This window comes from Streptomyces sp. NPDC037242 (assembly GCF_055604165.1).
This window is the reverse complement of record NZ_JBVJUY010000008.1, coordinates 212,506-231,227: the sequence shown is the minus strand read 5'-3', so window position 1 is coordinate 231,227 and position 18,722 is coordinate 212,506. Positions and strand designations below refer to the sequence as shown.

At 71.7% G+C, this 18,722-nt stretch carries 18 protein-coding genes; 8 read left to right on the top strand and 10 right to left on the bottom strand.

The annotated features are described in order from the left end of the window. Window positions 1-57 precede the first annotated feature (57 nt). On the top strand, window positions 58-399 hold the full coding sequence (locus ACZ7GJ_RS12890) for a hypothetical protein (protein WP_470751318.1): 342 nt from the start codon (window positions 58-60) through the stop codon (window positions 397-399). Next, window positions 399-2,798: an ATP-binding protein gene (locus ACZ7GJ_RS12885; RefSeq protein ID WP_470751317.1), complete on the top strand. Its 2,400-nt coding sequence runs from the start codon at window positions 399-401 to the stop codon at window positions 2,796-2,798. The genes ACZ7GJ_RS12890 and ACZ7GJ_RS12885 overlap by 1 nt, the downstream gene beginning before the upstream one ends. A gap of 23 nt (window positions 2,799-2,821) precedes the next feature. Here ACZ7GJ_RS12885 and ACZ7GJ_RS12880 read toward each other — a convergent pair whose 3' ends face one another. The 4 genes from ACZ7GJ_RS12880 to argS all read right to left on the bottom strand — a co-directional run bounded on the left by ACZ7GJ_RS12880 (window position 2,822) and on the right by argS (window position 6,349). Then, on the bottom strand, window positions 2,822-3,619 hold the full coding sequence (locus tag ACZ7GJ_RS12880; RefSeq protein ID WP_470751356.1) for a VOC family protein: 798 nt from the start codon (window positions 3,617-3,619) through the stop codon (window positions 2,822-2,824). A 212-nt stretch (window positions 3,620-3,831) separates the two neighbouring features. Beyond that, entirely contained in the window at window positions 3,832-4,122 is a 291-nt protein-coding gene (locus ACZ7GJ_RS12875; RefSeq protein ID WP_470751316.1) for a hypothetical protein, read from the bottom strand. Beyond that, entirely contained in the window at window positions 4,119-4,466 is a 348-nt protein-coding gene (locus tag ACZ7GJ_RS12870; protein ID WP_470751314.1) for a DUF6247 family protein, read from the bottom strand. The genes ACZ7GJ_RS12875 and ACZ7GJ_RS12870 overlap by 4 nt, the downstream gene beginning before the upstream one ends. Before the next feature lie 113 nt (window positions 4,467-4,579). Further along, the gene (gene argS / locus ACZ7GJ_RS12865; RefSeq protein WP_470751313.1) at window positions 4,580-6,349 is read right to left on the bottom strand and encodes an arginine--tRNA ligase; all 1,770 of its coding nucleotides are present in this window, start codon (window positions 6,347-6,349) and stop codon (window positions 4,580-4,582) included. 168 nt (window positions 6,350-6,517) lie between these two features. On the opposite strand from argS, the gene lysS reads away from it, so the two are divergent. Then, on the top strand, window positions 6,518-8,257 hold the full coding sequence (lysS, locus tag ACZ7GJ_RS12860) for a lysine--tRNA ligase (protein WP_470751311.1): 1,740 nt from the start codon (window positions 6,518-6,520) through the stop codon (window positions 8,255-8,257). Between the two features lie 125 nt (window positions 8,258-8,382). Then, window positions 8,383-9,630 carry a serine hydrolase domain-containing protein gene (locus ACZ7GJ_RS12855; RefSeq protein WP_470751310.1) on the top strand — a complete coding sequence of 416 codons (1,248 nt, stop codon included), beginning with the start codon at window positions 8,383-8,385 and terminating at the stop codon, window positions 9,628-9,630. On the opposite strand, the gene ACZ7GJ_RS12850 is transcribed toward ACZ7GJ_RS12855, so the two are convergent. The 3 genes from ACZ7GJ_RS12850 to ACZ7GJ_RS12840 all read right to left on the bottom strand — a co-directional run bounded on the left by ACZ7GJ_RS12850 (window position 9,627) and on the right by ACZ7GJ_RS12840 (window position 12,766). Continuing rightward, the gene (locus ACZ7GJ_RS12850; protein ID WP_470751309.1) at window positions 9,627-10,943 is read right to left on the bottom strand and encodes a DUF2637 domain-containing protein; all 1,317 of its coding nucleotides are present in this window, start codon (window positions 10,941-10,943) and stop codon (window positions 9,627-9,629) included. The genes ACZ7GJ_RS12855 and ACZ7GJ_RS12850 overlap by 4 nt on opposite strands. 91 nt (window positions 10,944-11,034) lie before the next feature. Beyond that, window positions 11,035-11,805, bottom strand: a complete 771-nt coding sequence (locus tag ACZ7GJ_RS12845; RefSeq protein WP_470751308.1) for a DUF3558 family protein — start codon at window positions 11,803-11,805, stop codon at window positions 11,035-11,037. A gap of 127 nt (window positions 11,806-11,932) precedes the next feature. Further along, complete coding sequence (locus ACZ7GJ_RS12840) at window positions 11,933-12,766, bottom strand: DUF3558 domain-containing protein (protein WP_470751306.1); 834 nt, start codon at window positions 12,764-12,766, stop codon at window positions 11,933-11,935. A 165-nt stretch (window positions 12,767-12,931) separates the two neighbouring features. On the opposite strand from ACZ7GJ_RS12840, the gene ACZ7GJ_RS12835 reads away from it, so the two are divergent. The 3 genes from ACZ7GJ_RS12835 to ACZ7GJ_RS12825 all read left to right on the top strand — a co-directional run bounded on the left by ACZ7GJ_RS12835 (window position 12,932) and on the right by ACZ7GJ_RS12825 (window position 16,091). Continuing rightward, window positions 12,932-14,125, top strand: coding sequence for an RtcB family protein (locus tag ACZ7GJ_RS12835; protein ID WP_470751305.1), 1,194 nt, complete (start codon window positions 12,932-12,934; stop codon window positions 14,123-14,125). Between the two features lie 299 nt (window positions 14,126-14,424). Continuing rightward, window positions 14,425-15,378 (top strand): DUF8094 domain-containing protein, encoded by a 954-nt coding sequence (locus tag ACZ7GJ_RS12830; RefSeq protein ID WP_470751303.1) that lies wholly within the window; start codon window positions 14,425-14,427, stop codon window positions 15,376-15,378. Window positions 15,379-15,419: 41 nt separating this feature from the next. Further along, window positions 15,420-16,091, top strand: coding sequence for a polysaccharide deacetylase family protein (locus ACZ7GJ_RS12825; RefSeq protein WP_470751302.1), 672 nt, complete (start codon window positions 15,420-15,422; stop codon window positions 16,089-16,091). 22 nt (window positions 16,092-16,113) lie between these two features. On the opposite strand, the gene ACZ7GJ_RS12820 is transcribed toward ACZ7GJ_RS12825, so the two are convergent. Next, window positions 16,114-16,875 (bottom strand): SDR family oxidoreductase, encoded by a 762-nt coding sequence (locus ACZ7GJ_RS12820; protein WP_470751301.1) that lies wholly within the window; start codon window positions 16,873-16,875, stop codon window positions 16,114-16,116. 63 nt (window positions 16,876-16,938) lie between these two features. Then, window positions 16,939-17,271, bottom strand: a complete 333-nt coding sequence (locus ACZ7GJ_RS12815; protein WP_470751300.1) for a YnfA family protein — start codon at window positions 17,269-17,271, stop codon at window positions 16,939-16,941. A gap of 149 nt (window positions 17,272-17,420) precedes the next feature. On the opposite strand from ACZ7GJ_RS12815, the gene ACZ7GJ_RS12810 reads away from it, so the two are divergent. Further along, window positions 17,421-17,924, top strand: coding sequence for a hypothetical protein (locus ACZ7GJ_RS12810; RefSeq protein ID WP_470751299.1), 504 nt, complete (start codon window positions 17,421-17,423; stop codon window positions 17,922-17,924). A 27-nt stretch (window positions 17,925-17,951) separates the two neighbouring features. Here ACZ7GJ_RS12810 and ACZ7GJ_RS12805 read toward each other — a convergent pair whose 3' ends face one another. After that, window positions 17,952-18,689: a Mut7-C RNAse domain-containing protein gene (locus tag ACZ7GJ_RS12805; protein WP_470751298.1), complete on the bottom strand. Its 738-nt coding sequence runs from the start codon at window positions 18,687-18,689 to the stop codon at window positions 17,952-17,954. Between the last annotated feature and the right edge of the window lie 33 nt (window positions 18,690-18,722).

Sequence of the window (18,722 nt, the reverse complement as noted above, 5' to 3'; positions counted from 1 at the left end):
GGCTGCTCGCAAGTTCGGTCTGGGGGGCCAATGTCGCGTCCGTTGCGGTGGGTTGTGGTGTTCGGGGGCACGGCCGTCGTGTTCCTGCTGGGGTTCCGGCTGGGGCTGTGGGACCCGTTCGGATGGCTGCCGGAGAAGGACTCGGACAAGGTCGCGGCGGCCGCCGGATTCGGCGGGGCCATGGCCGCCGCCTTCGGGCTGGCCGGCGGCTGGTGGGCCGCCTCGGCACCGGTGGCCGCCGCGGACCCGGGCCCGCGGGGGACCGTACGGCAGTACGCCGAGGCCTCCGGGACCTCCGAGGTCACGCAGTCGGGCGGCGGCGCCGCCGACGTCGAGCAGCGGGCCCGCGCCGAGGACGCGGCCCGGGTGCGGCAGAGCGGCGGGCAGGACACCCCGTAATGGCGCTGCGGAAGCCGAAGTCCGGGCAGTGGGCCCAGGCCGAGGGGAGCGCCCGGATCACCCAGGTCGCCGGGGACTACGTCCGCTACGAGCCCGGGGCCGGCCCGCTGCCCCCGACGCTGCTGGGGCTGCCCGAGGCGCCCGAGGTGCTGTTCGGGCGCCAGGCCGCGGTCGAGGAGCTGCTGGCGCTGCTCGCCGACGGTGGTGACGGCGGCGGCGCCGACGGGGCCGACGGCGGGGTGCCGGTGGTCGTGGTGGCCGGGCTCGCGGGCGTGGGCAAGACCGCCCTGGCGGCCACGATCGCCCACCGGGCCGTGGAACTGGGCTGGTTCGGGGACCGGGTGTTCTCCCTCCCGCTGCGCGGCTACGCCCCCGACGGCGGCCTCACCGGCGCCCGGGCGGTCCAGGAGATGCTCCGGCTCCTCGGCGTCCGCGACGCGGACCAGCCGCCGTCGCCGGAGGGCCGCCTCGCGCTGTACCGGGCGCGGCTGGCGCAGTACGCGAGGGCCGGGCAGCGGGTGCTGGTCGTCGCGGACGACGCCGGATCGGTCGAGCAGGTGCGCGACCTCGTACCGGCCCGGGACGGGCACCGGCTGCTGGTGACCTCGCGGCACCGGCTCGTGGCCCCGGGCTTCGCGGCGCAACTGGTCGGCCTGGACGAGCTGGCGGCCGGACCCGCGGCGCAGCTCCTCGCGGGCGCCCTGCGGAGCACCTGGCGGGGCGATCCGCGCCCGGAGCGGGAGCCCGCCGCGCTGGCGGGCATCGCCGAGCACTGCGGGCGGCTGCCGCTGGCGCTGACGGTGGCGGGCGCCCTGCTGGCGGGCGACCCGGGGCTGCCGGCCGCCGAGCTGGCGGGGCAGCTGGCCGAGACCCGGACCCGGCTGGAGACGCTGACCTTCGAGGACGGCGACGTACCGCTGGGGGTGCGGGCCGCCTTCGACCTCTCGTACGCGCGGCTGCCCGGGGAACAGGCCCGGATCTTCCGGCTGCTGACGGTCAACCCGGGGCCGGACTGCTCCACCGCCCACGCCACGCTGCTCACCGGCGAGTCCGTGGGCCTGCGGCGCAAGCTCGCGGCGCTGGTCAGGGCCAGCCTGCTGGCCGAGCAGCCGCTCGGGTCGGGGCGCTGGCGGATGCACGACCTGGTGCGGCTGTACGCGGCGGAGCGGGGCGAGGAGTACGCGGAGCACGACGGGCGGGAGCAGGTCATCGACGCCTTCCTCGCCGGGCTGGTGCACGACACCCGCGCCTCGGCGGACGTCCTCGGCCTGGACGGCCGGCAGGCCACGGGCCCGGGGCTGCCTTCGCCGGAGGCGGCGGTGCGCGCGCTCGACAGCGAGCGGGCCACGCTGACCGCCGCCGTCGGCTTCGCCGCCCGGTGCGGCCGTCGGGATGCGGCCCTGGAGCTGGCCGGGCTGCTGGGCCCGTACCTCCACCTCTACCGGCACGCGCAGGACAGCGTCGCCGTGGCGCGGCAGGTGCTGGCCGTGGCCCGGGAGGGCGGGGACAGGGAGGCCGTCGGTGCGGCCCTGTACGACCTCGGGCTCGTCCTCATCGACGCGTACGAGCTGGCGGAGGCCGCCGAGCGGCTGGAAGAGGCCCTCGGGATCTTCCGCGCGGGCTCCCACCGCAGGGGTGAGGGCAAGGCGCTGAACCTGCTGGCCACCCTGTACCGGATGGCGCACTCGTTCGAGGAGGCGAGGGCGGCCTTCGAGGGTGCGCTGGAGATCTTCCGGGAGCTCGGGATCCCGCACGCCGAGGGCACGGCCCTGGCCGGATTCGCCAACGTCCTGGAACGGCTGGGGCGGCAGGACGAGGCCATCGACGCCTACCGGCAGTCGGTCGCCCTCGTGGCCGCGGTGGGGGACCGCCACCGCACCGCGTTCGGCCTGGACCACCTGGCGGACGCGCTGCTGGCCGCCGGGCGCCGCGAGGAGTCCAGGGCCGTACGGCAGCAGGCGCTGGCCGCGGTCCGGGAGCTGGGCAACCGGAGCATGGAGGCCTGGGTGCTCAACGGGATCTCGGCAACGCTGCTGGACGAGGGGCGGACCGACGAGGCGCTCCAGCCGCTGGAGGAGGCCCTCGCCCTCTTCGCGGCGGCCGGCGACCGGCACGGCGAGGGTTCGACCCTGACCAACCTCGGCCGGCTCCACCGCGAGGCGGGCCGCCCGGCCGAGGCGCTGGCGGCGCACGAGCGGGCCTGCGCGCTGCTGGCCGGTACGGGCGACCGCGCGAACGAGTCCGTGGCGGTACGGAACCTGGCGGTCGCGCTGGCGGCGCTGGGCCGCCCGGCCGAGGCGGCGGAGGCCTTCGACCGGGCGGCGGACCTCTGCGCCGCGGCCGGTGACACGGAAGGGGAGGCGCTGTGCCGCGCGGTGGGCGCGGGACGGGGGGAGTAGAAGCGGACCAGGAGGTCAGGCGATCAGGCGGGCTGTTCCTGGACGGTCGAGGTGATGACCGAGAAGCCGCCGCCCTGGGGGTCGGCGAGGACGGCCATGCGGCCCGCCACCATGTCGAAGGCGGGGGCGAGGACCGTGCCCCCGGCGCGGACGGTGGCGGCCTGGATGCTGTCGACGTCGTCGACGTGGAAGTACGGCATCCAGTGCGGCGGGACACCGGGCGGCAGCTTGCTCATGTCCATCATCCCGCCCACCGCGCGGCCGCCGACCTTGAACTCCGTGTAGCCCTCGGCCCCGGGCTCCTTGGAGGCGGTCGTGGTGACCGGCAGTACGGCGGTGTAGAACGCGGCCGCGGCCGGGACGTCGCTGGTGGTCAGCTCGTTCCAGATGAGGGCGCCGTGCTCGTTGACGATGCCGGCGCCGTCGAAGGTGCCGGGCTGCCACAGGCCGAAGACGGCGCCGGTCGGGTCGCTGACGACGGCCATGCGGCCGAGGTCCATGACGTCCATCGGGCCCATCATGACCGTGCCGTGAGCGTCGGTGACGGCCTTGACGGTGGAGTCGATGGAGTCGGTCGACAGGTACGTGGTCCACACCGTCGGAGGCATCGGGTCGGGCGTCGTCCCGTCCGGGTTCATCGCCTTCATGATCCCGGCGACCGGCTTGCCCTTGAGGGTGCAGACGGAGTACCCGCCGGTCTCGTCCGGGCCGATCTCGCCCTGCCAGCCGAAGAGGTCGCAGTAGAAGTCGAGGGCCGCCTGCTGGTCGGGGACCATCAGGTCGATCCAGCACGGAGTGCCGGGCTTGTACGGGCCGTTCATATCGGGCACGGATGCCTCCGGGGTGCGTACCGCTGGGGAAGGACGGGCCGTCCCCTACCCGGCCCGTACGCCCCGAACCGGGCCGTACGGGTGAAGCCCGGTTGTCGGGGCCGGTGTGGTGCTGTGTCCCGGTCCCGGGAGGACCAGGGCCGGTCGCACCACCGCGCCCCGGGGCGTCGAGCCTGTACGCCACCGGCGCCGGGAAGCCGGGGTTACTGCCAGAAGATCTCTTCCACCACGATCTGGGGTTCGGCCACTCGGGGGAGGAACGTGAACAGGATCCACCCGCGATAGCCGTCGAAGTACGCGATGTGCGGGCCTCGGGGCACGGTGGACCGCGCGGGTTCCACGTTCTCTCCCCGGTAGGGGTTGTGGGCGGTCCGCAGCTCGAAGAGGGCTTCCCAGAGCGCCTCGCGGGCCCCGTCGGCAAGGGCGAGCCGGTACTTCTCGGCGTCCTGCGTGCAGTCCACAGCCCACGGCGGTCCGGTGAACTCCTCGCTCACTCGCCGGGCTCCAGTTCGCGCAGCGCGTGGCGGATGCGCGAGGCCTCGTCGAGGAGCTTGCGGGCCGCTTCGGCGTCCGTGGCTCCGGCCGCCCGAGCTTCGAGATCCTTGACGCGGCGGTCGAGCTCGGGGTCGCGCGCGAGGGCGTACTCGCCCCACCAGCGGGCCATGAACGCGGGGACGGGCCCGATGTCGTACGCGTCGGCGATCTGCTGTCGCCATGCGGCGTCGAAGTCCGGCAGGAGGGCCGGGGCGTGGGCGGCTATGGCGGCACGCACGGCCTTCGGCGTGTACTCCGGCATCGGCGGCACTGATCCACCGGGCGCAGGCGTCGCGGTCGTCATTTCCGGTTCCTCCTCGGATCGGACGCCCTCCACCCTAGCCGTCCTCTTCGGGCCCGGTCCGGGAAACGCGACGGCCCCCGGGGCGGGTGCGCCGGGGGCCGTCGGGTGGAGCGTCAGAGCTTCTCGGGGGTGCGGATGCCGAGGAGGGACATGCCCTTGGTGAGGGTGCGGGCGGTCAGGTCGCACAGGAACAGGCGGTTCTCGCCCACGATGAGCTCCGGCTCCGGCTTGATGACGGGGCACTGGTCGTAGAACGTGGTGAACAGCGAGGACAGCTGGTAGAGGTACGCGGCCAGCTTGTGAGGGGCGTACTCCGCGGCCGCCTCCTCGATCAGCTCGCCGAACTGGTCCAGGTGCAAGCCCAGTGCCCGCTCGGCCGGGGCCAGTTCCAGCTCCGGGTGCGCGACCGGCTTGCGGTCGCCCGACTTGCGCAGGATGGACTTGATCCGGGCGTACGCGTACTGGAGGTACACAGAGGTGTCGCCGGTCAGCGAAACCATCTGGTCCAGGTCGAACTTGTAGTCGCGCGCGGCCGAGGTCGACAGGTCGGCGTACTTCACGGCGCCGATGCCGACCTGCTGCCCGTTCTCGACGATCTCGGACTCGGTGAGCTCGGCCTTCGCGGCCTTCTCGCGGACGACCGCGGTGGCCCGGTCGACGGCCTCGTCCAGCAGGTCCACCAGTCGGACCGTCTCGCCCTCGCGGGTCTTGAACGGCTTGCCGTCCTTGCCGAGGACCGTGCCGAAGGCCAGCTGCACGGCCTTGACCTCGTCGTTCAGCCAGCCCGCCCGGCGGGCCGTCTCGAAGACCATCTTGAAGTGCAGGGACTGCCTGGCGTCCACGACGTAGATGAGCGACGACGCCTTCAGGTCGGCGACGCGGTTGCGGATCGCCGAGAGGTCGGTCGCCGCGTAGCCGAAACCGCCGTCCGACTTCTGCACGATCAGCGGGGTCGGGTTGCCGTCCGGGCCCTTGACGTCGTCGAAGAAGACGCACAGCGCGCCGTTGGAGCGGACGGCGACGCCCGAGTCCTCCAGCAGCTTGCAGGTCTCCACCAGCATGTCGTTGTAGCCGGACTCGCCGACCACGTCGGGGTCCTGGATGTCCATGTCCAGCTTGTTGAAGACGGAGTAGAAGTAGATCTTCGACTCGTCCACGAACCGCTGCCACATGGCAAGGGTCTCCGGCTCGCCGGCCTGGAGGTCGACCACCCGAGCCCGGGCGCGCGTCTTGAACTCCTCGTCGGAGTCGAAGAGCGCGCGCGAGGCCTTGTAGAGGCGGTTCAGGTTGGACATGGCCTCCTCGCCGGACACCTCCTCGTCCGACTTGTGGTCCAGCTCGTGCGGGTGCTCCAGCAGGTACTGGATGAGCATGCCGAACTGGGTGCCCCAGTCGCCGATGTGGTGGCGGCGGATCACGGTCTCGCCCGTGAACTCCAGGATCTCGACCATCGCGGCGCCGATCACGGCGGACCGCAGGTGCCCGACGTGCATCTCCTTGGCGACGTTCGGCTGCGCGTAGTCGATCACCGTGGTGCCCGGCCGCGCGGCGAGCGGCACGCCGAGGCGGTCGTCGGCGGCGCGGGCCGCGAGGGTCTCGATGATCGCCTTGTCGGTGATCGTGATGTTGAGGAAGCCGGGGCCCGAGACCTCGATCTCCTGGATCAGGTCACCGGTCGGGATGCCCTCGACCACGGTCGTCGCCAGCTCGCGCGGGTTGGCCTTGGCCTTCTTCGCGAGCGCCAGGATGCCGTTGGCCTGGAAGTCCGCCCGGTCGCTTCGTCGCAGCAGCGGGTCCGCGCCACCGGCCTCCGGCAGGGCCGAGGCGAGGGCGTCCGCGACGCGCTGATTGACGGAAGAAGCGAGGGAAGGGACCGAGGCCATGAGCTGCCGTTCCTGTGAGGTCGTGCCTGAGCGTGCACTTGGTTGTTCCGACAAGAGCCGAGTATCCCACGCGGGTGCCTTCGCTTTCACGGGAGAAAACAACCTCGGAGCCCCCGGTTCCGTCTGGGAGAATGGCATCAGCCAGCATTCGAGATAGAAGGACGTGTCGTGGCTCAGAGCGCCCAGAGCAGCACCGAGACCGACTGGGTCTCCCGTTTCGCGGACGAGGTCATCGCCGAGGCGGAGCGCCGAGCCCCGGGCAAAGCCGTCGTCGTCGCGTCCGGACTCTCCCCCTCCGGCCCGATCCACCTGGGCAACCTCCGCGAGGTCATGACCCCGCACCTGGTCGCGGACGAGATCCGCCGCCGGGGCATCGAGGTACGCCACGTCCTGTCCTGGGACGACTACGACCGCTACCGCAAGGTGCCCGCCGGCATCCCCGGCGTGGACCCCGAGACCTACGGCCAGTACATCGGCCGCCCGCTGACCTCCGTCCCGGCCCCGGCCGGCTCGGCGTACGCGAGCTGGGCCGAGCACTTCAAGGCCGCCATGGTCGAGGCGCTGGCCGAGCTGGGCGTCGAGTACGACCCGATCAGCCAGACCGAGCAGTACACGACCGGTGTCTACCGCGAGCAGGTGCTGCACGCGATGAAGCACCGCGGCGACATCGACGCCGTGCTCGACCAATACCGCACCAAGCAGAAGCCGGGCGGCAAGAAGCCCCAGCAGAAGCAGGTCGACGAGGCCGAGCTGGAGGCCGCCGAGGGCTCCGGCGCGGCCGCCGAGGACGACGGCAGCAGCACCGAGGGCGGGTACTTCCCGTACAAGCCGTACTGCGGCGAGTGCGGCAAGGACTTCACGAAGGTGACCTCGTACGACGACGAGACCACCGAGCTGACCTACGTCTGCACCGAGGACGAGTTCACCGAGACGGTCAAGCTCAGCGAGTTCAACCGCGGCAAGCTGGTCTGGAAGGTCGACTGGCCGATGCGCTGGGCCTACGAGGGCGTGGTCTTCGAGCCCTCCGGCGTCGACCACTCCTCGCCCGGCTCGTCCTTCCAGGTCGGCGGGCAGATCGTGCACATCTTCGGCGGCGAGCAGCCGATCGGCCCGATGTACGCCTTCGTCGGCATCAGCGGCATGGCCAAGATGTCCTCCAGCAAGGGCGGGGTCCCGACCCCGGCCGACGCGCTGAAGATCATGGAGCCGCAGCTGCTGCGCTGGCTGTACGCCCGCCGCCGCCCCAACCAGTCCTTCAAGATCGCCTTCGACCAGGAGATCCAGCGGCTCTACGACGAGTGGGACAAGCTGGAGGCGAAGGTCGCCGACGGCTCCGTGCTGCCCGCCGACGCCGCCGCGCACGCCCGCGCCGTCCGCGTCGCCTCGCACGAGCTGCCGCGCACCGCGCGCCCGATGCCCTACCGCACGCTCGCCTCGGTCGTCGACATCACCGCCGGGCACGACGAGCAGACCCTGCGCATCCTGAGCGACCTGGAGCCGGAGAAGCCGCTGGCCTCCCTGGACGAGGTGCGCCCGCGCCTGGACCGCGCCGAGAACTGGATCACCACCCAGGTCCCGGCCGACCAGCGGACCCTCGTACGCGAGGAGGCCGACACCGAGCTGCTGTCCTCGCTGGACGACGAGGGCCGCGAGTCGCTGCGGATGCTCGTGGACGGCCTGGACTCGCACTGGTCGCTCGACGGGCTGACCACGCTCGTCTACGGCGTGCCGAAGGTGATGGCCGGCCTGGAGCCCGACGCCAAGCCGACGCCGGAGCTCAAGGTCGCCCAGCGCACCTTCTTCGCGCTGCTGTACCGGCTGCTCGTGACCCGGGAGACCGGGCCGCGCCTGCCCACGCTGCTGCTCGCGGTCGGGGCGGACCGGGTGCGCAAGCTGCTGGCCGCGTAAGGCCGCGCACGCGTACGGAAGGGCCCGCACCCCCGGGGGTGCGGGCCCTTCCGTGTGCGGCCTTCCGAGTGCCGTGCCTAGGGTGGTGGGTGGAGATTCCCGTCCCCTGGTGGGAGGAGCCTGCCGTGAGCTGCTGGAACAGCCGACTGCGCCGTACCTGGGTGGCCGTGGCCACGGCAGGGCTACTGGCCGTACCGGTATCGGCGGGGGCCGCGAACGCGGCGCCGGACCCGTCGGTGGCGACGACGGGCAGCGCGAGCGCCGGGGACGCGCAATTTCCGCAACTGACACCGGAGATCGCGCGGAAACTGGACGACGCGATCCGCAAGGTGCTGCGCGAGACCCAGGTCCCCGGGGTCATCGTGGGCGTGTGGGCGCCGGGCAAGGGCGAGTACGTACGCACCTTCGGCGTGTCCGACAAGGCCACCGGGAAGCCGATGGCCACCGACTTCAACTCGCGCATCGGCAGCGAGACGAAGACCTTCACGGTCACCGCCCTGCTCCAACTCGTCGACCAGAAGAAGATCGCGGTCGACGACCCCATCGCCAAGTACATCGACGGCGTCCCCAACGGCGACAAGATCACCCTGCGCCAACTCGCCGAGATGCGCAGCGGGTTGTACAGCTACACCACCGACGATGCCTTCACGAAGGACCTGTTCGCCGACCCCGGGCGCAGCTTCACCCCGCAGGAGCTCCTGGCGTACGCATGGAAGCGCCCCGGGGTGCAGTTCCAGCCCGGCGAGCGCTTCGACTACTGCAACACCAACCTGATCCTGCTGGGGCTGGTGGTCGAGAAGATCACCGGGCGTCCGCTGAAGGACGTCATCGAACAGGACGTCGTCAAGCGCGCCGGCCTCAAGCGCACCGTCTTCGCCACGGACGCCGCCTTCCCCGAGCCGCACGCCCAGGGCTACTCGAACCAGACGGAGACCGGCAAGGTCGAGAACGTGACCGACTGGAACCCCTCCTGGGGCTGGGCCGCCGGTGCGATGATCTCGAACCTCCAGGACCTGCGCCGCTGGGCCTCGGTCCTGGCCGACGGAACGCTCCTGACGCCCGCCACGCAGGCCCAGCGCCTGAAGACCGAGCCCACCGGCATCGAGGGCGCGGGCTACGGGATGGGGATCTTCAACGTCCAGGGCTGGATCGGCCACAACGGCTCACTGCCCGGCTACCAGTCGCTGACGATCCATCTGCCCGGGCCGAAGGCCACCCTGGTGCTCCTGTCGAACACCGACATCTCGGACAACGGCTTCGAGCCGAGCGTCCTCTTCGGGCAGGCGATCACGCAGATCGTGAGCCCGGAGCACGTCTTCTACCTGCCGAAGCCCGTATCGGAGCCGAAACGGTCGACACCACCGTCGTCCTAGGCGATGTGCTCGTTCTCCAGGTCGCGCTGGTAGCGCTGCTTGAGGTCCGGCATCATCTTGCGGATCATCGACGCGCTGCGCGGGTGCACGACGCCGTGACGGTCCGACAGGTGTATGTCCACCTGCTCCGGGGTCGGGAACTGCGAGTGCTCGTCGATGTACGCGCGGAAGACCTCGTACGCGGTCTCGGCGAACTTGACCTCGTCGATCGGCGAGGGCTCTTCCTCGGCCCCCTCCTCGGTCTCCTCCTGGCGGGGGGCCGGGATCGGCAGTTCCTGCTGCTGCGGCTGCTGCGGCTGCTGCGGCTGCGGGCCCGAGGGGGCCATGACCGGGGTCGGCTCCAGGCCGTCGACGTACTGGGGGTTGTAGCCGCCCTCGTACGCCGCCTGCGGGGCCAGCGGCGCCGCGAACCAGGCGCTGTTGTGCGCCGCGGGCATGGCCGTCGGGTCGACGGCGAAGGGCGCGGGGGCGTGCTGCGGCTCGGGTTGGGCAGGGGCCTGCTGCACGGGCTGCTGGTCCTGCCAGGGCTCCGCCGGCTCCTGCTGCTCGGCCCCGCCCGCAGGCAGGGCCGGAGCCGTGGCCGTGGCCGCGACCGGTACGGCCGCGGCCGGGGGCAGCAGCACCGGGTCGATGCCCGCCGCCGCGAGGCCCTCGGGGGCCGTCTGGGACAGCGGGACGCCGATGCGGGCGAGGCGCAGCGGCATCAGGGCCTCGACGGGGGCCTTGCGGCGCCAGGCCCGCCCGTACCGGGCCTGGAGGCGGGCCTGGTAGATCAGCCGGTCCTGCTCCATGCCGACGGCCTGCTCGTAGGAGCGCAGCTCCCACAGCTTCATCCGGCGCCACAGCTTGAAGGTGGGCACGGGGGAGAGCAGCCAGCGCGTGATGCGCACGCCCTCCATGTGCCGGTCCGCGGTGATGTCCGCGATCCGGCCCACCGCGTGCCGGGCCGCCTCCACCGTGACCACGAACAGCACCGGGATCACGGCGTGCATGCCGACGCCCAGCGGGTCCGGCCAGGCCGCGGCGCCGTTGAACGCGATCGTCGCGATCGTCAGCAGCCACGCCGTCTGGCGCAGGAGCGGGAAGGGGATCCGGATCCACGTCAGCAGCAGGTCCAGCGCGAGCAGCACGCAGATGCCGGCGTCGATGCCGATCGGGAAGACCAGCGAGAAGCTGCCGAACCCCTTCTGCAGGGCGAGCGCGCGGACGGCGGCGTACGAACCCGCGAAACCGATCCCCGCGATGACGACGGCTCCGGCGACCACGACACCGATGAGTATCCGGTGCGTACGAGTCAGCTGCATCGCGGCCACCCGCGGTCCCCTCCCCTTGTCGAGCTACGGCAGGCACAGCGTACGCGCGTACGAGGGAACGGACGTCGGCGGTCCGGTCGCGGTTCGGGTGCTACGACTGGGACTGGGACGGCGAGGCCTGCTGCTCCGGCTGCTTCTGCTGGTTGGCCGCGTCCACGGAGGCCACGGCCTCCTTCGCCGCCGCGATGGCGTCCTGGAGCAGCTTGCCCTGGTCCGGGGCGCCGGCGCCCTCGTAGGCGGCACCGTTGTAGTCGAGGGTGACGACCACGTTCTGGGTGCGGGCGATGACCGTGTTGTTGAAGAAGTCGCCGTCCTTCTTCGTGGTGAAGACGACGGACACGGCCTGGTCGCCGACGCCGCCCGCCTGCTCGGACTTCACGTCCGAGGCACCCTCGGTGACCTTCGCCTTCTCGACCTGCTTGTTGAGCTCGTCCTCGGCGCGCTTGTTGCCGGGGCCGACGGACGCGAGCGAGTCGTAGCGGACCATGGAGATCGAGAGCCAGCGGTACTGCGAGCCCTTCAGACCGTCCTCGTCCAAGCCGTTCCAGGAGCAGCTGGCGCGGCTGGCCAGGTCGTTCGACTTGGCCGAGGTGCCGTTGTTGTCCTTCGCCTTCGGCACGAGCGACTCGATGGTCTTCGTCTGGACCGCCTTGCACGGGTCCGGCAGCGTGGCGTACGCCGCCTTCTCCAGGGCGGCCGACGGCTTCGAGCTCGGCTTGGACGAAGAGGACGAGTCGGACTTCTTGCCGGCGTCCGCGTTCGAGTCCTTGCCCGAGTCGGAGGAGCAGCCGGCGAGCGTGAGGACCACCGGGACGGCTGCGCAGGCGAGGACGCGGGTGAGGCGCGAGGCTGATCGGTGCATGGTTCCTTCAGACGTTGGGGGACTGCTCTTTCGGGCGCGGGACCGGAACAACCGTAGCCCGACCCGGCGCCCGCCTGCTGTGCGCGCCGTCACGCAGGCCCCGTACGCCCCTCGATGGCGGGTGCGGCTACTCGTCGAAACGGTCGACCAGGGCCTGCGCCAACTGGCGCGCCCTGTCCTGGGTTTCACCGCTGGGCGGGACCGCGCCGGGCAGTGCGGGCTGCACGCTGTACTCGACGGTGACGATGACATTCGAGGTACGGAACACAATCCGCACGGTCCGCGACTGCGCGGCGGTGGCGCCGGCCGGGCTGAGCTTGTCCTCCAGGAAGGCGTTGTCGCCGAGGCCCTCCAGGACGCGGGAGCCGAGTTCGGCGGGGGCGGAGGGGGACGGGGACCCGGAGGGGGAACCGGAGGCGCCGGGGGGCGAGGCGGGGGGGGACGAGGGGGACGAGGACGGGGACGGGGTCGACGACGGCGACGTCACCACCCCGGGGAAGGGCAGGTGGGCGTCGGTGAGGCGGCGTACGAACACCTGCCGCGCCTTGTCGTCGTCGCTCGTCGTGGCCCGGTCGTAGGAGACCACCCGCTCGAAGGCGACCGACAGCAGCCGGGTGCCCTCGGGGGTCTGCGCGCTCCAGCGGCAGCCGACGTGCCGGTCGCCGTCGTACGAGGCGTCCGCGACTCCGGCGTAGAGCTGTTCGAGCTGCTGCTCGGTGAGTCCCTCCGAGGCGGGGAGCATCGCCTTGACCCGCTTGCCGTCGACGGCCTTGCAGGGCGAGGGCAGGCTGCGGTACTTGCCCGGCTGGGCGACCGTGCCGGCGCTGTCGCCGGCCTTCGCGTCGGAGGTGATCCCGACGCCGCTGCCCGCGCTGCACCCGGTGAGGCCGGCCACCGCGAGCGCGGTGAGCATCGCGATGCCCGGAAGGACTTGCTGGACCGCCTTGCGCTGCACGTCCACTGGCTCCCCTCACGAAAAATGCGTTGCCGCGGTTCGGGCGCGGATGGACACAATGTCTATCGCACACGCTGGTGCTGGCGCCGGTCCTCTGTCGCTTTTAGGGCCAAGAGCGAGGCTTTTTGCGTATTGAGATTCTTCTGTGGTTAACGGGGTATTGAGGCCGAAATGTCGTATGTAGAGCTTCCCGGGGCGCAGGTCCCGATCCGGATGTGGACCGACCCGGCGTCGGTCGAGGACAGCGCGATGCAGCAGCTGCGCAACGTCGCCACCCTGCCATGGATCAAGGGTCTGGCCGTCATGCCGGACGTCCACTACGGCAAGGGCGCGACGGTCGGCTCGGTCATCGCCATGAAGGACGCGGTCTGCCCGGCGGCGGTGGGCGTGGACATCGGCTGCGGAATGTCGGCGGTGCGGACCTCCCTGACGGCGAACGACCTGCCGGGGGACCTGTCGGGACTCCGGTCGAAGATCGAGCGGGCCATCCCGGTGGGGGCGGGGATGCACCGGGAGGCCGTGGATCCGGGCCGGCTGTACGGGTTCTCGGACGCGGGGTTCGGGGACTTGTGGGAGCGCTTCGACTACCTCGCGGACGCGGTGAAGTTCCGCCACGAGCGCGCCATGCGGCAATTGGGAACAATGGGCGGAGGCAACCACTTCTGGGAGCTTTGCCTCGATGCATCCGGTTCGGTATGGATCATGCTGCACTCGGGTTCCCGGAACATCGGCAACGAGCTGGCCGACTTCCACATCGGAGTGGCCCGCACGCTCTCGCACAACCAGGGGTTGGTCGACCGGGACCTGGCGGTGTTCCTCGCGGCGACTCCCGAGATGCGGGCCTACCGTGAGGACCTCTTCTGGGCACAGGACTACGCCAAGTACAACCGTGCGGTGATGATGAGCCTGTCCAAGGAAGTGATCCGCAAGGAGTTCCGCAAGGCGAAGGTCTCCTTCGACCACGAGATCAGCTGCCACCACAACTACGTGGCGGAAGAGCGGTACGACGGCATGGACCTGCTGGTCACCCGCAAGGGCGCGATCCGCGCCGGTAGCGGTGACTACGGGATCATCCCGGGCTCGATGGGCACGGGCTCGTACATCGTGAAGGGCCTCGGTAACGAGAAGTCCTTCAACTCGGCCTCGCACGGCGCGGGCCGCAAGATGAGTCGGACGGCCGCGAAGAAGCGGTTCTCGGCGCGGGACCTGGCGGAGCAGACCAAGGGCGTGGAGTGCCGCAAGGACTCGGGCGTCGTGGACGAGATCCCGGGCGCGTACAAGTCGATCGAGCAGGTCATCGACCAGCAGACCGACCTGGTCGAGGTCGTGGCCAAGCTCAAGCAGGTCATCTGCATCAAGGGCTGAGGCCCGGGGTGCGGACGACGGGGGTGTGAAGGGGCCCGGACCGATCACGGTCCGGGCCCCTTCGCGTACGCCCCTCCCGGTGTCCGCGTTCGCGGGCGTGATTGCATTCGGCAGAGTTCTGGTGGGTGCGTGCTGTGGGGGGAAGTTTCGTGGGTGGGTTTCGGGCCGGTCGGCGGCGTGTGTGGGTGGGCGTCGTCGGGGCGGTGGTCCTCGGGGTGGGCGGGTGTACTTCCGCGAAGGGTGACGGGGATGCGGGTGCTGCCGTGGCGGCTGCGCCGACGCCGGCGCCCATAGTGCCGATGGTGATCGGCAGGGAGCAGGCGGAAGAGGTCTTCAACCGGTACGCCGTGGAGAGCTTCGCCGCCGAGGAGCGGCGGGACGAGGAAGCGGCCGCCAGGCTGCAGACCGGGCCGCTCCTGGACGAGAGCCGGGCCCGTTTCGGGCAGCTGAAGCAGGGGTTCCGGGTCGCGGTGGAGAGCCGCTACGTCCAGCCGTCGTTCCTGATTCCCGCGGAACGGGACCAGCCCGGCCACCCGCGCTCCTTCGTGGTGCTGAGCAAGCCGTCCGGGGATCCCCGGGGCCGGGAGACCGCCGTGCACTACTTCGTCCAGGAGGCGCCGGGAGGAGAGTGGAAGGCGGCCGCGGCTTCGCGGGTGAACGAGGGGCCGGCGAAGGGGCCGAAGGAGGAGGTGCCCTACGGGCGTTCGGGATTCGGGGTGCGGCATCAGGAGATCGCCCAGGTCGTCCGGGATGCCGCCGGGGTGGTGACCCTGTCGCCGACCGCCGGCGCCGACCGGGAGGTGTGCGAGCGGTACGCGGAGTACACGACCTTCACCGCACCGGACGGGGAGCCGCAGAGCGAGCACTTCGTTCCGGGCGATCTGACGTCCGGGATCGTCACGGCGTACAACGGGGCGAACGAGGACCTGGACTACATCCGCAAGCGCTACCACTTCGAGGTGGTGGGCCAGGTGCTGCCGGTCGTGCGTCTGGCGGACGGCAAGTCCCTGGTCACCTGCTCCTACGTGCGGACGGACCACTGGTCGGGCAGGGACTCGGCGTTCCGTTACGGGACCGGCAGGTTCAACGACCTCGACGCGATGGTGGGCGGCGGGAACAAGTGGTGGCGGAACACGACCGTACGCCGCAGCGTGACGGTGACCTTCGAGCTGCCGCAGGCCGGTCCCGCCGAGGTGGTGGGGGCCAACTCCCTTAAGCCGCCGATGCTTTCGGGTGAGGGAACTCCGCGCTAGGGGATTGACGGGCAGAGTTGGTCTAGACCAAGGTGTGCGGCATGTGGAGATCCCGCGCGCTTCTTGCCGCGCTCGCGTCGTTGTCGCTCGCCCTCGGGGCCGCCGGGTCGGCCCAGGCGGGGGTGGGGCTGCCGCCCGTCGTGTCGCATGTGCCGACCCAGGAGAAGGTCGTCTTCATCACCATCGACGACGGCTGGAACCACGACCCGGAGGCCGCCCGGATCCTCCTGGAGAAGCGGGTGCCGGTCTCGCTGTTCCTGCTGCCGGGCGCGACCTCGTACGACACCGGGTACTTCACGCGGCTGGTCGACGAGGGCCGGGCCACCGTCGAGAACCACACCGTCAACCACCCCGACCTGACCGCGCTCGACGCGGCCGGCAAGGACGCCGAGGTGTGCGGGGCCGGCGAGCAGCTCGACGCGGCCTTCGGCAGGACGCCGAAGCTGCTGCGGCCGCCGTACGGGGCCGTCAACGACGAGGTGCGGCTCGCGGCGAAGGCGTGCGGGGTCAAGGCCCTGGTGACGTGGACGTACGACTTCACGACCTGGAGCCAGACGCCGCCGACGCCCCGGCTGAAGGCCGGTGACATCGTGCTGCTGCACTTCACGCCCACGCTGGCGGCGGACCTCCAGCGGGCCCTGGACGCGGCGAAGGCCGCCGGGCTGAAGCCGGCGGCCCTCATGCCGCACCTGAAGACGGCCGGGCTGGTCTGAGGCCGCTGGGTCGTGTCCGGCGTCAGAGTTCGCGGTGGACCTTCGTGTTCGAGGCCTGGGCGCGGGGGCGTACCACCAGGAGGTCGATGTTGACGTGGCTGGGGCGGGTCACCGCCCAGGTGATGGTGTCGGCCACGTCGTCGGCGGACAGGGGCTGCGCGACGCCCGCGTAGACCTTCTCCGCCTTCTCGGCGTCGCCGCGGAAGCGGGTCTTCGCGAACTCCTCGGTCTTGACCATGCCCGGGGCGATCTCGATGACGCGCACCGGCTGGCCGACGATCTCCAGGCGGAGGGTCTCGGCGAGGACGCGGGCGCCGTTCTTGGCGGCGACGTAGCCGGCGCCGCCCTCGTACGTGGAGTGCCCGGCCGTGGAGGACAGGACGACCACCGTGCCGTCGCCGGACTCGGTCAGCGCCGGCAGCAGGGCCTGGGTGACGTTGAGGGTGCCGATGACGTTGACCTCGTACATCGTGCGCCAGTCGGCGGGGTCGCCGGTGGCGACGGGCTCCGCGCCGATCGCGCCGCCGGCGTTGTTGACGAGCACGTCGCAGCGGCCGAGGAACGAGGCGAAGGCGTCGACCGCGCCGCGGTCGGTGACGTCGAGGGCGTAGGCGGTCGCCTCGTGCCCGGCGTCGGTGAGCTCGGCGGCGAGGGCCTCGATGCGGTCCTTGCGGCGGGCGGTGAGGACGACGTGGTAGCCGGCGGCGGCGAGCTGCCGGGCGGTGGCCGCGCCGATGCCGCTGCTCGCTCCGGTGACTACGGCGGTTCGGGTGGCCGTGCTCATGTGCGGGCTCCTCGCTGTTGCTCGTTCGTTCGTACGGGCGATTCCTCGCCAGCATAGGTCGGGTCAGCGCCGGGGCGCGTACATGATCACGGCCATTCCCACGAGGCAGACGAGGGCGCCGACGACGTCCCAGCGGTCGGGGCGGTAGCCGTCGGCGGCCATGCCCCAGAGGAGGGATCCGGCGACGAAGACTCCGCCGTAGGCGGCCAGTACGCGGGCGAAATCGCCCTGTGGCTGGAGGGTGGCCACGAAGCCGTAGAGGCCGAGGGCGATGACCCCGGCGCCGATCCAGGCCCAGCCCTTGTGGTCCTTCACGCCCTGCCAGACCAGCCAGGCGCCGCCGATCTCCAGGACGGCGGCGAGGGCGAAGAGGGCTGCGGAGCGGGCGATCAGCATGGCTCGAAGCCTACGGAAGCGGGTGCGGGCAGGTGCGGGCAGGTGCGGGCCGGTGAGGGGCGAATGGGGGACGGCTCGCCCTCGTTCGTGTGATGGTCCGACTGGCAGGCGCGCGGGGTGGTTAACGTCCGCGCGAGGAGGTGGTGGCGGTGCGCCGAAGTGCCGTACGCAGTGTGGTGGTGGTGGGGTTGCTGGTGATGGCACTGGCCGGAGCCGGAGCCGGGGCCGGACCGGCGGGGGCCTGGGCCGGGCCCGAGGATGCCGGGGCCGCCGAGGCCGATGTGGCGTACCACGGGCGGGTCGCCCTGACCCAAGGGCAGCTGCGCATCTGGCTGGTCCCGCAGAACGAGGGGCCGTCCGAGCTGCCGAACGCCACCGTGCGCGTACGGCTGTCGGTGGACCTCGCCGACCGGCAGGAGCTGGCCGGGGGCTGCGCGCGGGCCGGGCTGCGCGAGGTGGTCTGCGAGACGGGGCCGCTGCCGCTGCACGGACGGGGGCGGCACATCGGGCTGGTGCTGGACCTGCGGGAGAGCGCGCCCGAGGTGGTGGTGCGGGTCGACACCTGGTGGAACGGCGGCGCGACCGACCGCGACCTCAGCAACAACGAGCACGTGGTGCTGGCGCTGGACACCGGGGACGCGTACGCGTTCTGAAGCCGGCTCGGGGTGCCGGCTCCGCGGCTACGGCGCGCCGACTCCGCCGAATTCGGCGACGGCCTCGTTGACGATGCGCTCCAGGCGGGCGTGGTGGGCCCCGCGCCAGTAGACGCGCTCGCACTCGGTGCACTGGGCGAAGACGTCGTACGAGCGGTGGGTGCCGTCCTCCAGGCGGTCGCCGACGCTGTCCTTGGTGGCCTCGTGGAGCGGGCCGTTGCAGGCGGTGCAGCGGGTCCAGGGTGCGAGGGCCGGGGCGAAGCGGCCGAGGATGTCGCGCAGTTGCTCGTCGGGGTTGTCGCTGTAGACGTACGCGCCGGCGAACAGCTCGCGGCGGCGCAGCAGTCCGCGGTCGCGGGAGAGCAGGACGCGCTGCTCGGCGGCGGAGCGGGCGGCCAGGGCCGGGTCGCCGATGTCCTCGTTCTCGTACGCCGCGTCCACGCCGAGCAGGCGCATGCGGCGGGCGAGGGTGCCGAGGTGGACGTCGAGGAGGAAGCGGAGCGGGGCCCCGGCGATGCGTTGGGGGCGGTCGACCCCGAACACCTCGACGGACTCGCCGGCGCGGGGCACGTAGGAGACGGGTGTCTCGGTGCCGTCGACGAGGATGCGGCCGACCTCGGTGAGCGGGACGCCGGTCGATTCGACGACGTGGCCGACGCTGGATACGCCGTCGGTGGTCGTCGGTACGTGCTCTCCGCGCCGGCCGGGGGCGGCGAACACGTGCAGTTCGGGGGCGAGGGTGAGCTGAATGCCGGGTCCGTTCACGGTGCCAGCATGCCACTGCGGGGGTGGCGGTGC